This window comes from Oribacterium sp. oral taxon 078 str. F0263, assembly GCF_000469565.1.
GTDB lineage: Bacteria > Bacillota > Clostridia > Lachnospirales > Lachnospiraceae > Oribacterium.
Genome location: NZ_KI273087.1, coordinates 1 through 17,879, shown reverse-complemented (window position 1 = coordinate 17,879; position 17,879 = coordinate 1). Strand labels below are relative to the sequence as shown.

Below are 17,879 nucleotides of genomic sequence, written 5' to 3'. Positions count from 1 at the left end.
TCTATGCTATACTTTTAACGGATAGCTCCCTCGTCTTTTCGTCCCACAGGCTGAGTTTCTGTTTCTCGGAGCAATGCGGGGGATTGATCGTAAAATGCCGGGGCGGCAGACGGAAAAACAGCGCGCAGGCGCTTAATTATATTCTTCGGCTCTGACGGCGGATCGAGAGGTGATGCTTTGGATATCATAAAGGCGAAGGTCTTTTTACATGCGGTGGATTCCGGCAGTCTGGCCAATGCGGCCGCGCAGTTTGATTATACCCCCTCTGCGATCAGTCATATGATGATGGCGCTCGAATCGGAGGTGGGCTTTCCTCTTCTGATCCGGACAAAGAGCGGCGTCACTCCGACCAGGAATGCGGAGAGACTGATCCCGATTCTCCGGGCGCAGTGCAGCTTTGAGGAGCAGTTTCGTCAAATGGTATCGGAGATCCATGGCCTCAGCAGCGGGGAGCTCAGGATCGCATCCTACGCAAGCATCGCCTGTCAGTGGCTTCCCTCCGTCATATCGCGCTTTCACGCGGATTATCCGGGGATCCGGATCGAGATCATGGAGGGGGTCTGGCAGGATCTGGACTCCTATCTCAGGGAAAACCGGGCGGATCTCGCGTTTTTCAGCCATCAGCCCTCCCTCCCCTATCACTGGATTTTTTTGAAGAAGGATCCCATGGTGGTGGCAGTCTCCTGCTCTCACCCTCTCGCGTCCCGCTCCTCTATCTCCCTGCGGGAGCTGGAGAAGGAGACGCTTATCATGCCGGCCTATGGGGCTGATCTCGACGTTGAGAACCTGCTTCGATCCCGGGATCTGAAAATCCACAGCTCTATCTCGACGATCCAGAATTATTCCGCGATGGGCCTGGTAGAGCAGGGGCTCGGAGTTCTCATCATGAATGAGCTCATCACGAAGGGGAGACTCAACCATCTCTGCCTTCTCCCGCTGGATCCTCCGCAGTATATCAAGCTGGGGATCGCGGTCAGCGATTTGAACCGCAGTTCTCCGGCGGCGCAGCGTTTTATCAGCTACGCGAAGGAAATCATCCCAAAGCTTTAAATCTTTGGATCTGTTTGAAGATAAGGTCCCGGCCATTCGGACGGGACCTTTTTAGAGTGCCGGAAACGATCCGAAACCTACGGAGGGGAGTCTGACTTTGCCGCTATTTCCAAGGGGGATCTCCCTTGTTTAATTTGTGTTTTTTTACAATTCTATATCAGCATAAAATTATGTATCATGAAAATTTCTCAAGTCAGCATTGAAAAATCCCAACTTCCTATTCAACTTTTCAGGCATTAAAATAGATACATAGATTTATAGAGAATATCAATAAGGAGGACGGGGATGGAGAAAATCTATCTGCTTCTCAGCAATAATCCGATGGCGGCGGAGAAATACCGGGAGGACCGGGACATCGAGCTTTCCTACCATGAGGAGGACAGCTTCCGGGATGTCCTCGTCCGGGCGAGGGATCTGATCCACCGGGGCTGGCATCTGATGACGCATCCCCAGGCGAGCAATCTGAAGCCGAACCAGTGTCCCTATAAGACGGTTTTTCTCTCGAAGGGGAGAGCCGCGGAGTCCGAGGAGCGGGAGATCGAGTTGATCGAGGCGGCCATCGCGGCTGTGGACAAGTTTACCAGGGGGATGCAGGCGCCGCGCTGGACGGAGAAGGCGCTCCGGGATTTTCAGACGGTTGACCTTTCGGTCATCGAATCCGCTCTGAACAGCTCTCTCCTTCACCAGATGATACTGAATCATCAATAAAATCCGTTCTTTAACCCAGCCGGGGTTATAGATATAGAGGAACCATGGAAACAGTTTCTTGAAAGCCAAGGAGGGTTTTTAATGTATGAAGCTTGAACTGGGAAAAATCCATATCCACGATGTGAAATTCGGAGAGAAGACGGAGATTCGCTCCGGCGTTCTCTATGTCAATGCAGATGAGCTTCGGGAGCTGGTGCTCCGGGATGATCGTCTGATCGACTGCCATGTGGAGCTCGCCCATCCCGGGGAGTCTGTCCGTATCACGCCGGTGAAGGACGTCATCGAGCCCCGACTCAAGGTTGAGGGACCGGGCGTGGTCTTCCCCGGCGTCATGGGAAAGGTCACGGAGGTCGGACACGGAAAGACCTACTGCATGGACGGCCTCTGCGTCGTCACGGTCGGAAAGATCGTGGGCTTCCAGGAGGGAGTCATCGACATGAGCGGGCCTGCGGCGGAGTACTGCCCCTTCTCGAAGACGCAGAATGTCTGCGTCGTGATCGAGCCGAAGGAGGGTCTGGAGACCCATGTCTATGAGAGCGCGGGCCGCATGGCGGGACTCAGCGCCGCGACCTATCTCGCGAAGGCTCTGAAGGATCAGACGCCGGATGAGACCGAGGTCTTCGAGACAAAGCCGCTCCTGGAGCAGGCAGCGCAGTATCCGGATCTTCCGAGAGTCGGATATATCCACATGCTGCAGAGCCAGGGACTCCTCCACGACACCTACTACTATGGTGTGGACGCGAAGCAGATCGTGCCGACCATCATGTATCCGGAGGAGATTTTCGACGGAGCCATCATCTCCGGAAACTGCGTGGCGCCCTGTGACAAGGTGACGACCTACCACCACCTTCATAATCCGGTCATCGAGGATCTCTTCCGGCAGCACGGAAAGACCGTGAACTTCATGGGCGTGATCCTGACCAACGAGAATGTCTTCCTGATGGACAAGGAGAGACATTCCGATATGACCTCGAAGCTCTGCGAGTATCTGGGGCTCGAGGGAGTGCTCCTCACGGAGGAGGGCTACGGCAATCCGGATACCGATCTCATGATGAACTGCAAGAAAACGACGCAGCGCGGGACGAAGGTCGTTATCATCACCGACGAATTCCCCGGAAGAGACGGAAAGTCCTATTCCCTCGCGGACGTGTGCAAGGAGGCGGATACCATGATCTCCTGCGGAAACGGAAATGTGGTCATCCACTTCCCGGCGATGGATCGGCTCATCGGCACGCAGGACTTTATCGAGATGCAGATCGGCGGCTGGGTCGGATGCAAGAACGAGGACGGAAGCTTCGACGCGGAGATTCAGATCATCATCGCCTCTACCATCGCGAACGGCTTCAACAAGCTCTGCGCGAGAGGGTATTAAGGAAGTGACGCGGAGCCGGGCGGGCCGGAAAAGCGCGCCCCGGGACTTTTCGGAACTTTTGAGAGGAAGGAGATAGAATATGGCAAAAAAAATAGTTCATTATATTAACCAGTTCTTCGCCGGCATCGGCGGCGAGGAGAAGGCGGACATCGCCCCGGAGCTGAGAGAGGGAGCGATCGGACCCGGACTCGCCCTTCAGAAGGAGCTGGGGGAGGACTTCCAGATCGTCGCGACGGTGATCTGCGGGGACAACTACTTTGGCTCTCATATCGAGAGCGGCGTGGTGGATGAGATTCTCGAACTCATCCGTCCCCTCAGCCCGGATGCCTTCGTGGCGGGGCCTGCCTTCAATGCGGGGCGCTACGGCGTGGCCTGCGGCACGATGGCGAAGGCCGTGCAGGATGCGCTCTCGATCCCGGTCGTGAGCGGAATGTACCGGGAGAACCCGGGCGTCGATATGTTCCGGAAGGACATCTACATCATCGAGACGAAGGATTCCTCCGCGGATATGCGGAATGCGGCGCCGAAGATGGCGAAGCTTCTGAAGAAGCTTGTAAACGGCGAGGAAGTGCTCGGGCCGAAGGAGGAGGGATACCTTGAGAAGGGGATCCGTGTCAACTACTTCAATGAGCGCCGGGGCTCGGAGAGAGCGGTGGAGCTTCTCGTCCGGAAAATAAAGGGGGAGGAGACCTATACGGATTATCCGATGCCGGTCATCGATCATGTGGCTCCGGCTCCGCCTCTGAAGGATCTTTCGAAGGCGAAGATCGCGCTCATCACCTCCGGCGGCGTCGTGCCCCAGGGGAACCCGGACCATATCGAGTCCTCCTCCGCGACGAAGTGGGGCAAGTACTCGATCGCGGGCATGGATCACGCGGACAAGAAGGATTTCATGACGATCCACGGAGGCTACGACCGGGCCTTCATCACGGAGGATCCGGACCTGTGCATCCCGGTCGACGCGCTCCGGAAGCTGGAGAAGGAGGGCGTGATCGGAAAGCTCACGGACTACTTCATCACCACCACCGGAACCGGTACGGCGACCAATTCCTCGAAGCGCTTTGCGGAGGAGTATATCCCGCTCTTAAAGGAGGACGGAGTCGACGCGGTTTTGATGGTAAGTACGTGAGGAACCTGTACTAGATGCGGTGCATCTATGGTTAAGGAAATTGATCGCGCAGGAATCCCGGTTGTGCATGTGTGTACGGTTGTCCCGATCTCTCTCACGATCGGTGCGAACCGGATTGTCCCGGCTATCGGCATCCCCTATCCGCTGGGAAATCCGACTCTCGGAGAGAAGAAGAGCTATGAGATCCGGGAAGGGCTTGTGAGGCGTGCGCTGAAGACGCTGACGGTCCCGGTCGAAGAGCAGACAGTTTTCGAGGAAGATTTTTAAAGGGGGCAATCTATCGCGCTCTTCCTCTCTGAGGGATCAGGGGGGAGGAGCGCGTGCCGGCCGCCCCGTGGACCCCGGAATCCTCTCCGGGACAGGAAAGGGATGACATGGACGGGAAAAAACGAAATTTAATGACGATTATCGGATTCTGCGGGGCCTGTATCGCGTTTTACATCGGCGCGGGCTTTGCGACCATGCAGGAGGTCATGCAGTACGAGGCCTCCTATGGCTCTCGGCTTCCGATCGTGATCGCCGTAATCTCTGTAATTTATATTTACACGAATCTCTCCTTCGCAACCAACGGCTCCCGGCTTCAGATCCAGAGGGGCGGTGACATCTATAAGCATTACTGCGGGAAGTATATCGGGAGCTTCTACGACTATTTTTCGGCATTCTTTTGCTATATGTGCTTTATCGTCATGTGCGGCGGAGCCAATTCCACGGCCTCGCAGCAGTGGGGACTTCCAAACGGCGTGGGCGCCGTGATTCTGACCATTGCTGTCATCGCCACCGCGATCTTCGGTCTCGACGGGATTCTGAATGCCCTCGGGAAGCTGGGTCCGCTCATCATCGTCATCATCATCGTGGTCTCCGCGGCTTCTCTCTTTACGGGAGGCGGGAATTTCCAGGAGAATCTGCAGGCGGTGGATGCGGGAAAATATGAGCTTGCCCAGGTCGGAGGGGGAAATCCCTTCGCATCGGGTGCCTCCTACGGAGGCTTCGTAATCCTCTGGTTTGCCTCCTTCCTCTCGGAGGTCGGAGCGAAGAACAAGCTCTCTGAGGTCAACGCGGGCATGCTTCTCTCCACTGTTTTCATCATGGGGACTGCGGTTCTTGCGAGCGTCGCGCTGATTATGCATATTGATATGACGGCCACCGCGGATATTCCGGCCCTGGTCCTCGCGGCCAGAGTCTCGCCGCTTCTCGCCCAGGCACTCGCTGTCATCATCTTCTGCGGAATCTATACGACTTCCGTGCCGCTGCTTTGGACCGGCGTGGGAAGAGTGGCGACGGAGGGCACGAAGAAGTACAAGCTCCTGACTGTCATAGGAGGAGCTGTCGGATGCATTATCGCCTGCTTCCTCCCCTATAAGGGACTTGTCAATATCCTCTATGGGATGAACGGTTATCTGGGATTTCTCCTGATCGCTTTCATGCTGGTCTACGATATCCGAAGCAGGATGAGCAGCAAAAAGATCTGATCCGGAAACTTTCTCTTGACAGTAAAGGCAGTGTGGAATCATAATCCTTCATAAAAGAAAGGTCCGCCGTCCGGGAACGGCCGGCAGGACCCTAAGACATCTCCTCAGGGGCAAGGAATGAAAATGTGAGGAGTGCCTTTTCCAAGGAGGATTTTCCGTGAAAGATTCCGTGAAATATCTGGCTCCCCGAAGGAAGAGGGGGGCCTTTTTCTCTCTTTTTCTCCGCTTTTTTCTCATCCTTTCTCTTCTCATCCTTCTCCCCGGATGCGGGAGGAGCGCTCCCTCTCTTCAGCGCTTTCAGTCGCAGTTTATGGATGTCTTCGACACGGTCTCTGTGCTGACAGGCTATGACAGGGACGAGAAAAGCTTTCAGGAGAAGGCGGAGGCGGTGCATAAGGAGCTCCGCGACTGCCATGCGCTCTTCGATATCTATGATGATTACGAGGGCGTAGTGAATCTGAAGACCGTAAATGAGAGAGCGGGGCAGGGTCCCGTGAAGGTGGACGGCCGGATCATCGAGCTTCTGAAATTCGGGAAGGAAATCTATCGCCTCACGGGGGGGAAGGTCAATATCGCCTACGGCGCGGTTCTCTCTCTCTGGCATGAGAAGAGGGAGGAGGGAATCGCGGATCCGGAGCATGCCTCCCTTCCGGAGGAGGACGCGCTCTTAGAAGCGTCGAAGCACTGCCGGATCGAGGATATTGTGATCGATGAGGACGCCTCCACGGTCGCTCTCATGGATCCGAAGATGAGCCTCGATGTCGGCGGAATCGCAAAGGGCTACGCCGTACAGAGGGCGGGAGAAAAGGCCGCAGAGCTCGGCGCGAAGAGCTTTCTTCTCAATATCGGGGGGAATCTGAAGGCGATCGGCCGGAAGCCGGATGGGGAGAAGTGGATCTGCCCTGTGGAGAGCCCCTTTTACATCGACAGCGGAGAAGGGGAGAGGTATGCGCTTACGACGGGGCTTTCGGAGCTCTCTCTCGTCACAAGCGGGGACTATGAGCGCTATTATACGGTGAACGGCGAGAGGTATCACCATATCGTGGATCCGGATACGCTTTATCCCGGAAAGCTTCACCGGAGCGTCACGATCCTGACGGCGGATTCGGGACTTGCGGATGCGCTCTCCACCGCGCTTTTTCTCATGAGCCGGGAGGAGGGAGAGGCACTCCTTCGGAGGATCCGGGAGGAGCATTTCTGCGGCCTCTCGGAGGGGGATGCGCTGGAAGCGATGTGGGTGGAAAATGACGGCGAAAAGCCGATGACGCAGGGCTTTTCGAAATATCTCCTCCCGGACTGAGGAGAAAATACTTGACAAATCCCACCGCCTCGAGTATCCTTTATGAGTCTGAGAAAAGCTCAGGCGGTTTTTGTCCAGGGCTATAGCCAAACGGTAAGGCAGCGGATTCTGATTCCGTCATTTCATGGTTCGAATCCATGTAGCCCTGCGAGGTCTCCGGATTTTCCGGAGACTTTTTTCTTTTCCTTTTCTTTTTTCTCATAATCCCCTCTCCCTCCGTCTCTTTTCCGGCTTTCTTCCGTTTCTCTTATTATTTGACGGATAAAATAGAGAATGATATTATTAAAATTAACGAAACGAACGGGAATCCACTCAGGAGAGGGGGAGTTGTGATGCTAAGAAAAAAATGTGCAATTTTTCTCGCGGCATGTCTTTTTGCCGCGGGATTGACGGGATGCGGGGGCTCGGTGCAGGGCGATGAGGGGCGGGAAAAGGTCCGCCTCATGGTCTGGTCTCCCTCGGAGGATCAGTCAAAGGCAAGCGGGGAATGGCTGCAGAAAATGTGCCGCTCCTTTGCGGAGGAGAATCCGCAGTGGGATATCACCTTCGTCTACGGCGTCGCCGATGAGGCGACGGCGGCGACACAGGTATCGCAGGACCCGGAGGCGAGCGCGGATGTCTTTATGTTCGCAAATGATACCCTGACCACCATGACGGACGCCAAGGCTCTCGCCAAATTCGGCGGGAAATACCGAAAGGAGATCGAGGAGGAAAATACACCGGAGCTCCTCAAGTCCTTGACCCTGGACGGTGAGCTCTACGGCGTGCCCTTCACCACCAATACCTGGTATATGTACTATGACAAGGCCGTGTTTACCGAGGAGGATGTGAAAAATCTGGAGAGCATGCTCTCAAAGGGGACGGTTTCCTTCCCGCTCACCAATTCGTGGAATCTCCCGGCCTTTTATTTCGGGAACGGATGCAGCCTCTTCGGGGACGGTACAGACGAGTCCAAGGGGGCCGATTTCGGAGGGGAGAAGGCAGTGGAGGTCACAGACTATCTGATCGACCTTTTGAAGAATCCGAATTTCAAGGTGGATGAGGGAGGCTCCGGCATCGCGGGGCTTCGGGATGGAAGCATCCACGCCATGTTCTCCGGCTCCTGGGATGCCAATAATGTGAAGGAGGCCCTGGGGGAGAACATGGGAGCCGCGGCTCTTCCGACCTATACTCTGAACGGGCAGAAGAAGCAGCTGTATTCCTATGCCGGCTCCAAGGCGATCGGTGTGAACCCGAGTGCGAAGAATATGGAGGCTGCCGTGAAGCTCGCCGTCTATCTCGGAGGAGAGAAGGGGCAGAAGCTGCACTATGAGCTTCGGAACGTGATCCCGTGCAATAAAAAGCTTCTGGAGGACAAGGACATCCTCTCAGACCTCGTCGTGGCGGCGCAGACCGAGACCTTCGACAAGACCTCCGTCCTGCAGCCCTTCGTTCCGAAGATGAGCAACTGCTGGGTCCCGGTCGAGAACATGGGAAAGGGGATCCGGAACGGAAGCGTCACGCATGAGAATGCGAAGGAGCAGGTGGAGGCGATGAATAAGGCGATGAACAGCGACGGCATCTAGGCGCGGAAAAAGAGCGGCTGCGCATTCAGGGAGAGGAGAAACATGAAATTATCAAAGAAATGGGTCAATGAATTTCCGACGCCTTATACCTGTGAGAGAGCGATCCGGGAGGGCGGTCTGGAGACAAAGCTGTCCATGCTTTTGATGGGCTTTGGGAATTTTGTCCACGGACAGAGAATCAAGGGACTTCTGTATCTCGCTCTGGAAGTTATCTACATCGTATTCATGGCGGCGGCGGGCCTCAGCTTCCTGGGGATGCTCCGCGGCCTTGGGACGGTGCCGCAAACGGAGGTCTGGGACGAGGCGAAGCAGGTCTATCTCTATGTGAAGGGGGATCAGTCCGTATTGATCCTTCTCTACGGGGTGACGACGGTGCTTCTGAGCGTCCTCTTTTTCCTCGCCTGGAGAGGAGCGCTTCGGAGCGCCTACAAGGCGGAGTGTCTCGCAAAGGAGGGAAGGCATGTCAATACCTTCGGAGAGGATCTCTCCTCCCTCCTCAATGAGAATCTCTACCGTCTTCTGATGACGCCTCCGATGGCGTTCATCCTGGCTTTTACCATACTGCCTCTGATCTTCATGATCTGCATGGCCTTTACGAATTACAGTAAGATCGGGAATCACCTGCTGCTCTTTGACTGGGTGGGGCTTGAGAATTTCCGGACCCTCTTTGACTCGAGCAGTATCCTTGGGACCACTTTCTGGTCCGTCCTCCTTTGGACGCTGATCTGGGCGTTTTTCGCAACCTTTTCGAACTATATCTTCGGGATGATTCTCGCGATTACGATCAATCGGAAGGAGACGAGGGCGAAGGGCTTTTGGAGGTTTTGTTTCGTCCTTTCCTGTGCAATGCCGATGTTCGTCTCGCTCCTTATCATGAGGACCATCCTGCAGCCGGACGGGGCAGTCAATGTCCTTTTGCGAAATCTCGGATGGATCGCGCCGGATGCGAGTCTTCCCTTCTTTACGGACCCGATGTGGGCGAGAGTGACCGTCATCGTGGTCAATATCTGGGTCGGAGTGCCCTATACCCTTTTGCAGCTGACCGGAGTACTCCAGAACATTCCGTCGGATCTCTATGAGGCCGCGCGGGTGGACGGGGCCAATGCTCTGCAGATTTTCGGAAAGATCACGCTCCCCTATATGCTCTACGTGACGACGCCCTACCTCATCGCCACTTTCACCGGAAATGTCAATAACTTCAATGTCATCTACCTTCTCTCCGGGGGAGGGCCGGTCACGGACCTCTCCTCTACGGCGGGGAGCACGGATCTGCTCGTGACCTGGCTTTATAAGCTCACGATCGACAAGCAGTACTATAATATCGGCGCAGTGATTGGCATCCTGACCTTTGTCATTCTGGCGATCGGGGCCCTGTTCAGCTATCGGAGGAGTAAATCCTATAAGGAAGAAGGAGGATTTTAGAATGAGCGGACAAAGAATGCCGTCGGCGACGGGAAGGCGAAGCGTAAAGAACGGGATCGTGCACATTGTCCTGGCTCTTCTTGCGGTGATCTGGCTCTTTCCGATCGTCTGGGTCGTGCTGACCAGCTTCCGGGAGGAGAAGGGCTCCTATGTGTCCAACTTCTTCCCTAAGGCCTACACTCTGGAGAACTACAAAAGACTCTTTATCGACACTACGGTTCTGAACTTCCCGAGGATGTTCATGAATACTCTGATCATCGCGGTCTGCTCCTGCATCCTCGCGACCTTCTATGTCCTCGCCGTGTCCTACTGCCTCTCCAGGCTCCGCTTTAAGATGCGGAAGCCCTATATGAATATGGCGATGGTGCTCGGACTCTTCCCGGGCTTCATGTCCATGATCGCGGTCTATTTCATCCTGAAGGCGATGGGACTTACGGAGGGGGGATGGATCCGTCTGGCCCTGATCCTTGTGTATTCCGGAGGAGCGGGGCTTAGCTTCCAGATCGCGAAGGGCTTCTTCGATACGCTCCCGATGGCAATCGATGAGGCCGCACTTCTGGACGGCTGCACGAGATGGCAGATTTTCAGCAGGATCACACTGCCGCTCAGTAAGCCCATCATCATCTACACGATTCTGACCTCCTTCATGGCGCCCTGGCTCGACTTCATCTTCGCCAAGGTGATCTGCCGCGCAAATTCCGACCAGTATACAATCGCGATCGGACTTTGGAAGATGGTGGAGAAGGAGTATATCGACAGCTGGTACACAAGCTTTGCGGCCGGAGCGGTGCTGATCTCGATTCCGATTGCAATCCTCTTCCTCTGCATGCAGAAATTCTATGTGGAGGGTGTCTCCGGCGCGGTGAAGGGCTAAGTGCTTTTTGGAAGACGGAGATCGGAGGAGAAAGCTGTCGGGCGGCGGCTTCGGGAGGGCCGCCTGCCCGGATTTCTTAAGAGGGCGGCTCTTCCCTGAGAGCCGCCCTTATTCGGGAGTGAGGAGATTTCGATGGAATTTGCCGGGGTATATCACAGGACATCGGAGCAGATGTGCTATCCCTTAAATGAAAGGGAGCTGGTCATCAATCTCAGGACAGGCTATGATGTGAAGAGGGTCTTCCTGCATTACGGAGACCCTTTTGAAGCGGGAATTCTCGGGGGAAAGGAGCAGTGGACGGGACAGCGCGAGGAGATCTGCTTTAAAAAGAGGCTCCGCCACCAGCTTTGGTGGACGACGACCCTGGTTCCGAGATATAAAAGGTGCAAGTATTTCTTTGAGCTTTGGACGGAGCAGGAGCTTTGGTATTACTTCGAGGACGGCTTTCTGACAGAGGAGCAGAGGAAGCTCGAGGGCAGGATGCTGCAGTGCTTTACCAAGCCCTGGATGAATCCGGCGGATATCAATGAGACTCCGGCCTGGGTCAATGAGACGATCTGGTATCAGATCTTCCCGGACCGCTTCTGCCGGGGCAAGGGGAGCCCGGAGGATCGGAGCCTGAGTCCGTGGAGAGAGGGGGAGGTGACGAGGGAGGAGCGCTTCGGAGGCAATCTGAACGGGATCCGGGAGAAGCTTCCCTACCTCCACTCGCTCGGGATCAGCGGGATCTACCTAAATCCCATTATGCAGGCGGAGTCAAACCACAAGTATGACACAGAGGATTATACGAAGGTGGATGCTGACTTCGGAACGGAGGAGGAGCTTGCCTCCCTCGTAAGAGAGGCGCACGGCTACGGGATCCGGATCATGCTGGACGCGGTCTTCAACCACTGCGGAAGAAACTTCGCCCCCTGGAAGGATGTGCTGGAGAAGGGCAGGGCATCGGAATACGCGGACTGGTTCATGGTACAGGACTGGGAGCATATCCGGGACAGGGGGAGCACCAGAGACGGGCGCTTCTATTCCTTTGCCTTTTCGGACGGAATGCCGAAGTTAAATACAAACTGCGAGGCGGTCATCCGTTTTTTCACCTCGCTCTGTGAGGACTGGATCCGGAAATTCGATATCGACGGAATCCGCTTCGATGTGGGAGACGAGGTCTCCCACCACTTTCTGAAGCGGCTTCGGAGGAGCTTAAAGGAAAAAAAGCCGGATCTCTATCTCCTCGGGGAGATCTGGCACGATGCCGGACCATGGCTTTTGGGGGATGAATATGATGCGGTGATGAATTATCCTCTGATGAGCGGGATCCACGATTTCTTTTTGGACAGGGAGCTGAAAAAGGAGGACTTTGAGTATATGGTGAACCGCTGCTATACCATGTATATGCAGCAGAGCAACAATGTCATCTTTAATCTCCTGGATTCCCACGATACCATGAGGCTGATGAGCCGTGTTCAGAATCCGGATATCTTCTATCAGCAGCTCGCTGTCCTCTTCACCATGCCGGGGAGCCCCTGTATCTACTATGGGACCGAGATCGCGCTGGAGGGGGGATATGATCCGGACTGCAGGAGATGTATGCCCTGGGAGAGTCTGGAGAGCCCGGAAAACAGGGAAAAGCTCTCCGCCATGAAGGCACTGATCGCCATGCGGAAGGGAGAGGCGGCCTGCCGGAGCCCGCACTTTCATTTCCCGGGGGAATACGAGCAGGAGAGGATGGTAGAGTATATCAAGCTGGATCAGGAGGGGAGAGAGCTGGAAGTCCTTCTGAACTGCTCTTCCGGCCCGATCGGAATCAGGGAAGGGGGAGAGATCCTCTTTTCCAGAGGCCTTCAGGGGGACAGCCTCCTGGCAAACGGAAGCCTGATCCGGAGAAAACGGAGCGGCTGATGAGGAAAAGCTGCGTGCGGAAATACTGAATCGGCCGGGGCCTTCCGACTTGCTTCGAAATGGCCGGGTTTACAAGCCGCGCCATACTGTGTTACACTTTTCGGCGGGCGAGCCGCCCACGGCATCCGGATGCGGAAAGCATAGCCAATCCATGAGCAGACGGCGCTTTGTGACTTGCCCTTTTGCTTTGCAGATCTCTGCGGAGCGGGAGCGTGTTCTGTCGGATGGAGGAAAGGGCGGCATATCAGAGGAGGGCAGGATGAAGCAGGAGAGGACGAAATTTTTGGCGCAGGCGGCTTTGATCGCGGCGATCTATACGGTATTGACACTGATCTTTCAGCCGATCAGCTTCGGAGCGGTGCAGTTTCGGGTTTCGGAGGCACTCTGCATCCTCCCCTATTTCAGCTTCGCGGCGGTGCCGGGGCTTTCTGTCGGTTGTCTTCTTGCGAACGCGCTGGCCGGAGCGCCCCTTCCGGACATTGTCTTCGGGACGCTCGCGACCTTGATCGGAGCCGTCGGAAGCTGGCAGATCCGGAAGCTGTCCCGCTTTCTCGTCTGTCTTCCGCCGGTGCTTTCCAACGCGCTCATCATTCCCTTCGTGCTTCGCTATGCCTATGGCGCAAAGGAGCTCATCCCGTGGATGATGCTCACAGTCGGCGCGGGGGAGCTGCTTGCCGCTGCACTTCTCGGAAACCTGCTGCTTTTGATTTTGGAGCAGCAGAGGGAGTTCATCTTTGGGAGAGAGTATGGATCAGATCAGCTTTGATAAGCCGCTCCACGTACATTTTATCGGGATCGGCGGCATCTCCATGAGCGGCCTCGCGGAGATCCTCTTGGACCGCGGCTTTACGGTCTCGGGATCAGACCGGGAGAGCTCGGCACTGACGGAGCATTTACAGAAGCTCGGCGCGAGGATCCGATATCCGCAGAGCGCGGAGAATATAGAAAAGGGGATCGAGCTCGTGGTTTACACGGCGGCGATCCATCCGGACAATCCGGAGCTTGTCGCGGCGAAGAAGGCGGGGCTTCCCATCATCAGCCGGGCGGGGCTTCTCGGAGAGATCATGCGGAACTACCGAAATGCCATCAATATCTCCGGAACGCACGGGAAGACGACGACCACCTCGATGATCGCGGAGATCCTCCTGGAGGCGGACTGGGATCCCACCGTGACGGTGGGCGGCATGATGCGGGATATCGGCGGAAACATCCGGGTCGGACAGTCGGAAAACTTCATCGCGGAGGCCTGCGAGTACACCAATTCCTTTCTCTCCTTCTATCCCACGATCGAGGTGGTCCTGAATGTAGAGGCGGACCATCTGGACTTTTTCAAGGATCTGGAGGACATCCGGCACTCCTTCCGAAGGTTCACGGAGAAGCTTCCGGAGAACGGACTTCTCGTGATCAACCGGGATATCCCCCACTACGAGTATTTCACAGAGGGGCTCCGCTGCAGGGTTTTGACCTACGGGCATGACCGGGACGCGGATTATACCGCGAATTTCATCAGCTACGATCATTACGCGCACCCGAGCTACACCCTCTTTGAGCGGGGGAAGGAGCTTGGTCCGATCAGCCTCGGCGTCACGGGGGAGCACAATATCTACAACTCCCTCTCCGCGATCGCCGTGGGCCGGGCGCTTGGGATCGAGCTGGAGACGATCCGGAGGGCGCTCCACCGCTTCCAGGGCACGGACCGCCGCTTCCAGAAAAAGGGAGAGGTCTGCGGCTTTACGATCATAGACGACTATGCGCATCATCCCCAGGAGATCGCCGCCACGATTGAGGCCGCGAAGAAGTATCCGCATCGAAAGCTCTGGGTCGCCTTCCAGCCCCATACCTACTCGAGGACCGCGGCGCTCATGGACGATTTCGCGGGAGCTTTGTCCCAGGCGGATGAGATCGTGCTCGCGGATATCTACGCCGCGAGGGAGAAAAATACGGTGGGCGTGAGCTCCGAGGATCTGAGGCGCCACATGCTGGAGCAGAACACGAATGTCTACTATATCCCGGATTTTCAGAGGATCGAGGACTTCCTGATGGAGCGCCTGCAGCCCGGAGATCTCCTGATCACTATGGGGGCCGGGGATATCTACCGGGTCGGAGACGCGCTTTTAGAGAGAGGCGGTGCGGAATCAGAGAGCCGTTGAGGAGGAAAGCTGCGCTCGCCCTCCCGCTCCTTCTTCTGCTTTTCCTTCTTTTTTGCCTTTTACTGCGCGGGAAAGGGGCGGAGCGGGACTACGGGGTCTTTCTCGGCATCGGCGGAGAGGAGGCGGAGCGTCTTCGGGGCTTTCGCACGGTTGTGATCGAACCCTCGGAGTTTCAAAAGGAGCAGATCCAAAAGCTTCGGGAGGCGGGAAAGACGGTCTACGGCTATCTCAACATCGGGGCGATCGAGAGCGGCCGCCCTTATTTCTCCCGCTTCTCGGATCTTTCGCTCTCTGCCTATGAGAACTGGCCGGAGGAGAGCTGGATCGATGTATCCTCCCCCCGCTGGAGGGACTTTCTCGTAAATGAGCTTGGAAAAGAGTATGCGGAGCTCGGACTGGACGGCTTTTTCCTGGACAATGCGGACGTTTACTATCATTATCCGGAGGAGAAGACCTACCGGGGACTCTGCGAGATCCTGGAAGGCCTGAGAGGCTTCGGCCTTCCGATCCTGATTAACGGGGGAGATCTCTTCGTCTCCCGCTGCATGGAAGAGGGAAGAGCCCTCGCTCTTTTGGACGGGATCAACCAGGAGACGGTATTCAGCAGCATCGACTTTAAGAGGAAAAGCTACGGGAGGCAGGGAGAGGAGGAGAGCGCATACTTTCGCTCTTATCTTTCCCGGGCAAAGGCCTGCGGCCTCTCCGTCTATTTGCTGGAATACCGGGCGGATCCCGGGCTCTCCGCGCGGATCGACCGCTACTGCCGGGAAAACGGCTTTCACTGGTACAATGCGGAGGGGCTAGAGCTTCGATAGAACGGGAATGGAACAGAGAAATTTCCGAGGAGGGAGGAGTCCCTCCTTTTTTATTATAATTAAAAAACAGTATTGACAAATATTTCATTTAATATTAGTATAAAAACAGAAGAACTAATTCGCTAAAATTCCATTCTGGATTCGGAAGAGCCTAGGAATGGAACAAAGATGAGGAGAGATATGGTGAAAGACAATCAATCGTTGAACAAGTGGGAGATGGCGGTCATGCGGGAGCTCTGGGGCAGTGAGAGCGCACTGACCAGCATGGAGCTGAGAGAAAGAAGGGCAGATATTTTTCATTATGCCGCGCCCCTTCACACGGCTCTGAACTCCCTTCTCGATAAAAAAATGATCGCTGTCTCCGGTCTTATTATATCGGGGAAAAAGAATGCGAGACTATTCAAACCCTGCATCAGCGAAAGGGATTTTTCCGTCCGAGAAGCGGTAAAGAACTATGGAGAAAGCCGCGTCCTCCCCAATGTGGCAATGGCCCTTGTGAAGGCGGCTGTCGGGAAGAAAAATACGAAGGAAGAACGGGAGAGCGACAGAAAATTCATGGAAGAGCTGGAAAAGTTTATTGACGACTACAGGGAGGGCAGAGACAACTCCTGAGAGAGGAGGGGGCCGTGAGCATTACTCTATTTTCCGTGCTGACGACGGTGATTTGTTCCGGGATTTTGGCCGCTGCTTTGTGCATCTTAAAAAGGCTGAGAGTTTTTCGGGGAAAGAGCTATATAAACGCTTCGATTCTCCTCTATATCGCGGCGCTCCTTCGTCTCCTCCTCCCCTTCGAATTTTTCTTTACCAGATCTTGCGGATTCCCCGCTGTCTGCAATCCGCTGAGAGAGGTGATGATCTATCCGGTATACGGTGATTCGATAAATAAGGAGAGGACACAAAATATTATATATCGGAAGAGACCATGAGAAAGCTGAAGGCTGATAACGCTCTACCATAAGAAACGGAAAGGAGGGAACAGACATGAATAAAATAAAGCTAGTTTTGGGAATCTGCGTTCTATCCGTATTTTTGGCTTCCTGCGGAGGAAGTGATCGTGGCAGCACGGGGATCGGAAAAGAGAGCAGTAAAGAGGCTTCGGAGGCAGAGCCCTCCGTATCGAAAGAGCCCGGGGGAGACATGCTGTCCGCTGTGCCAAGAGAGCTTCCGTCTTCGGAATGGCCGAAGTTTTCTTCTGACAATACGGATCTGAAGCTGGTGGATTTTAGGAGGATAGGCCCTTACCTGTCTCTGACTCTGCAAAATGAGAAGCTGAGCTTTTCGGATGAGGCAGCGGAGAAGGAGAATCCTTATTTGAGGCTTGTTCAGCTCGAAGCTCCCACTTCGGAGGAGAATAAAATTTCCATGGGCGGGAGCGGCATTGAAGGGAATAAACTGCACTTTTCCCTCATGAATTCGGGAAATGCCTCCGAGGCGGTCCTTCAGGTGAGCGGCTCGCAGTGCAGCTTGAGCAAGCTTCCCTCTGCATCGTATCAGGAGAAGGAGCGAAAACAAAGTTTGGATGGGATGGAGCTTCTCTCTCTCCGGGAGTATCCGGATTCTGTCTGTCTCGTTTTTGATTTCTCGGGGAAGAAAATGACAGGAGCAGAGCTGGATCGTTATGCCTCTTTGCGCCTTGGAGCAAAGGACAAAGCGGATTTAGGGGAGCCGATTGTCATTACAGATCCAGACGCATGGGAGAACAGGAAGGCATATGTGCTCTTTGCCTTCCCTGAAGGTGAAAATCCTTCTGCCGCCGATGCCCTTACGGAGTTGAGCTGGGACTCCGGGAGCGCAGTGCTGGAATAGATAAGTTAATCCTGCTTTTGAGAAGACTCAAGGACGCTCCGAGTCTGCCTGATGGCAGACTTCTACGCTTAAGGCACGGCTTCAGAGAGGAGTGAATCGATCTGCCGTTTGCCTGCCCAACGCAGGACGCTCTCGCTCCGACTGCCGCGGCCAGCGGACGCATAAGCGATTTTGAAGGACCAAATCGCTAAGCGCCGGGGCGTCAGACGGCCTGCTTTTTGGCAGACAAAACGTCAGATCGGCAGCAAAAAATGGGAGCGCTCCGACCCTGTCCGCTTAGTCTGTCAGCAAAGCAGCTCAGCGACTCGGCTTCGCCCGGGAGGCAT

General features: G+C 55.3%; 15 protein-coding genes and 1 tRNA gene. All 16 read left to right on the top strand.

Annotated elements, in window-relative coordinates; translation table 11 throughout:
- The first annotated feature begins 177 nt into the window (after window positions 1–177).
- The 16 genes from HMPREF1986_RS02075 (at window position 178) to HMPREF1986_RS01990 (ending at window position 17,553) form a co-directional block, all read left to right on the top strand.
- On the top strand, window positions 178–1,050 hold the full coding sequence (locus HMPREF1986_RS02075) for a LysR family transcriptional regulator (protein ID WP_021773080.1): 873 nt from the start codon (window positions 178–180) through the stop codon (window positions 1,048–1,050).
- Window positions 1,051–1,335: 285 nt separating this feature from the next.
- The gene (locus HMPREF1986_RS02070) at window positions 1,336–1,758 is read left to right on the top strand and encodes a GrdX family protein (RefSeq protein WP_009216311.1); all 423 of its coding nucleotides are present in this window, start codon (window positions 1,336–1,338) and stop codon (window positions 1,756–1,758) included.
- Between the two features lie 85 nt (window positions 1,759–1,843).
- Complete coding sequence (grdG, locus tag HMPREF1986_RS02065) at window positions 1,844–3,130, top strand: sarcosine reductase complex component B subunit alpha (RefSeq protein ID WP_009216312.1); 1,287 nt, start codon at window positions 1,844–1,846, stop codon at window positions 3,128–3,130.
- 79 nt (window positions 3,131–3,209) lie between these two features.
- Window positions 3,210–4,526, top strand: coding sequence for a glycine reductase complex selenoprotein B (grdB, locus tag HMPREF1986_RS02060; RefSeq protein WP_081688416.1), 1,317 nt, complete (start codon window positions 3,210–3,212; stop codon window positions 4,524–4,526).
- Between the two features lie 107 nt (window positions 4,527–4,633).
- On the top strand, window positions 4,634–5,728 hold the full coding sequence (locus HMPREF1986_RS02050) for a YkvI family membrane protein (protein ID WP_021773077.1): 1,095 nt from the start codon (window positions 4,634–4,636) through the stop codon (window positions 5,726–5,728).
- 157 nt (window positions 5,729–5,885) lie between these two features.
- Entirely contained in the window at window positions 5,886–7,028 is a 1,143-nt protein-coding gene (locus HMPREF1986_RS02045) for an FAD:protein FMN transferase (RefSeq protein ID WP_021773076.1), read from the top strand.
- Window positions 7,029–7,104: 76 nt separating this feature from the next.
- Window positions 7,105–7,176 (top strand) — tRNA-Gln (locus HMPREF1986_RS02040).
- A 184-nt stretch (window positions 7,177–7,360) separates the two neighbouring features.
- Complete coding sequence (locus tag HMPREF1986_RS02035) at window positions 7,361–8,593, top strand: extracellular solute-binding protein (protein WP_036598893.1); 1,233 nt, start codon at window positions 7,361–7,363, stop codon at window positions 8,591–8,593.
- Between the two features lie 42 nt (window positions 8,594–8,635).
- Entirely contained in the window at window positions 8,636–10,015 is a 1,380-nt protein-coding gene (locus HMPREF1986_RS02030) for a carbohydrate ABC transporter permease (protein ID WP_021773074.1), read from the top strand.
- A gap of 1 nt (window position 10,016) precedes the next feature.
- On the top strand, window positions 10,017–10,889 hold the full coding sequence (locus HMPREF1986_RS02025; RefSeq protein WP_036598881.1) for a sugar ABC transporter permease: 873 nt from the start codon (window positions 10,017–10,019) through the stop codon (window positions 10,887–10,889).
- 132 nt (window positions 10,890–11,021) lie between these two features.
- Window positions 11,022–12,782, top strand: coding sequence for a glycoside hydrolase family 13 protein (locus tag HMPREF1986_RS02020; RefSeq protein ID WP_021773073.1), 1,761 nt, complete (start codon window positions 11,022–11,024; stop codon window positions 12,780–12,782).
- A 259-nt stretch (window positions 12,783–13,041) separates the two neighbouring features.
- The gene (locus HMPREF1986_RS02015) at window positions 13,042–13,548 is read left to right on the top strand and encodes a QueT transporter family protein (RefSeq protein ID WP_036598892.1); all 507 of its coding nucleotides are present in this window, start codon (window positions 13,042–13,044) and stop codon (window positions 13,546–13,548) included.
- Window positions 13,529–14,932: a UDP-N-acetylmuramate--L-alanine ligase gene (murC, locus tag HMPREF1986_RS02010; RefSeq protein ID WP_021773071.1), complete on the top strand. Its 1,404-nt coding sequence runs from the start codon at window positions 13,529–13,531 to the stop codon at window positions 14,930–14,932. The genes HMPREF1986_RS02015 and murC overlap by 20 nt, the downstream gene beginning before the upstream one ends.
- Complete coding sequence (locus HMPREF1986_RS02005; protein ID WP_021773070.1) at window positions 14,929–15,747, top strand: endo alpha-1,4 polygalactosaminidase; 819 nt, start codon at window positions 14,929–14,931, stop codon at window positions 15,745–15,747. The genes murC and HMPREF1986_RS02005 overlap by 4 nt, the downstream gene beginning before the upstream one ends.
- A gap of 180 nt (window positions 15,748–15,927) precedes the next feature.
- Entirely contained in the window at window positions 15,928–16,359 is a 432-nt protein-coding gene (locus HMPREF1986_RS02000) for a hypothetical protein (RefSeq protein ID WP_155978749.1), read from the top strand.
- Window positions 16,360–16,728: 369 nt separating this feature from the next.
- On the top strand, window positions 16,729–17,553 hold the full coding sequence (locus tag HMPREF1986_RS01990) for a hypothetical protein (RefSeq protein ID WP_021773067.1): 825 nt from the start codon (window positions 16,729–16,731) through the stop codon (window positions 17,551–17,553).
- Window positions 17,554–17,879 lie beyond the last annotated feature (326 nt).

Coding starts and splice junctions, on each gene's coding strand:
- HMPREF1986_RS02070 (WP_009216311.1), top strand. CDS start 1,336: ATGGAGAAAATCTATCTGCTTCTCAGCAATAATCCGATGGCGGCGGAG.
- grdG (WP_009216312.1), top strand. CDS start 1,844: ATGAAGCTTGAACTGGGAAAAATCCATATCCACGATGTGAAATTCGGA.
- HMPREF1986_RS02050 (WP_021773077.1), top strand. CDS start 4,634: ATGGACGGGAAAAAACGAAATTTAATGACGATTATCGGATTCTGCGGG.
- HMPREF1986_RS02035 (WP_036598893.1), top strand. CDS start 7,361: ATGCTAAGAAAAAAATGTGCAATTTTTCTCGCGGCATGTCTTTTTGCC.
- HMPREF1986_RS02030 (WP_021773074.1), top strand. CDS start 8,636: ATGAAATTATCAAAGAAATGGGTCAATGAATTTCCGACGCCTTATACC.
- HMPREF1986_RS02025 (WP_036598881.1), top strand. CDS start 10,017: ATGAGCGGACAAAGAATGCCGTCGGCGACGGGAAGGCGAAGCGTAAAG.
- HMPREF1986_RS02020 (WP_021773073.1), top strand. CDS start 11,022: ATGGAATTTGCCGGGGTATATCACAGGACATCGGAGCAGATGTGCTAT.
- HMPREF1986_RS02015 (WP_036598892.1), top strand. CDS start 13,042: ATGAAGCAGGAGAGGACGAAATTTTTGGCGCAGGCGGCTTTGATCGCG.
- murC (WP_021773071.1), top strand. CDS start 13,529: ATGGATCAGATCAGCTTTGATAAGCCGCTCCACGTACATTTTATCGGG.
- HMPREF1986_RS02000 (WP_155978749.1), top strand. CDS start 15,928: ATGGTGAAAGACAATCAATCGTTGAACAAGTGGGAGATGGCGGTCATG.
- HMPREF1986_RS01990 (WP_021773067.1), top strand. CDS start 16,729: ATGAATAAAATAAAGCTAGTTTTGGGAATCTGCGTTCTATCCGTATTT.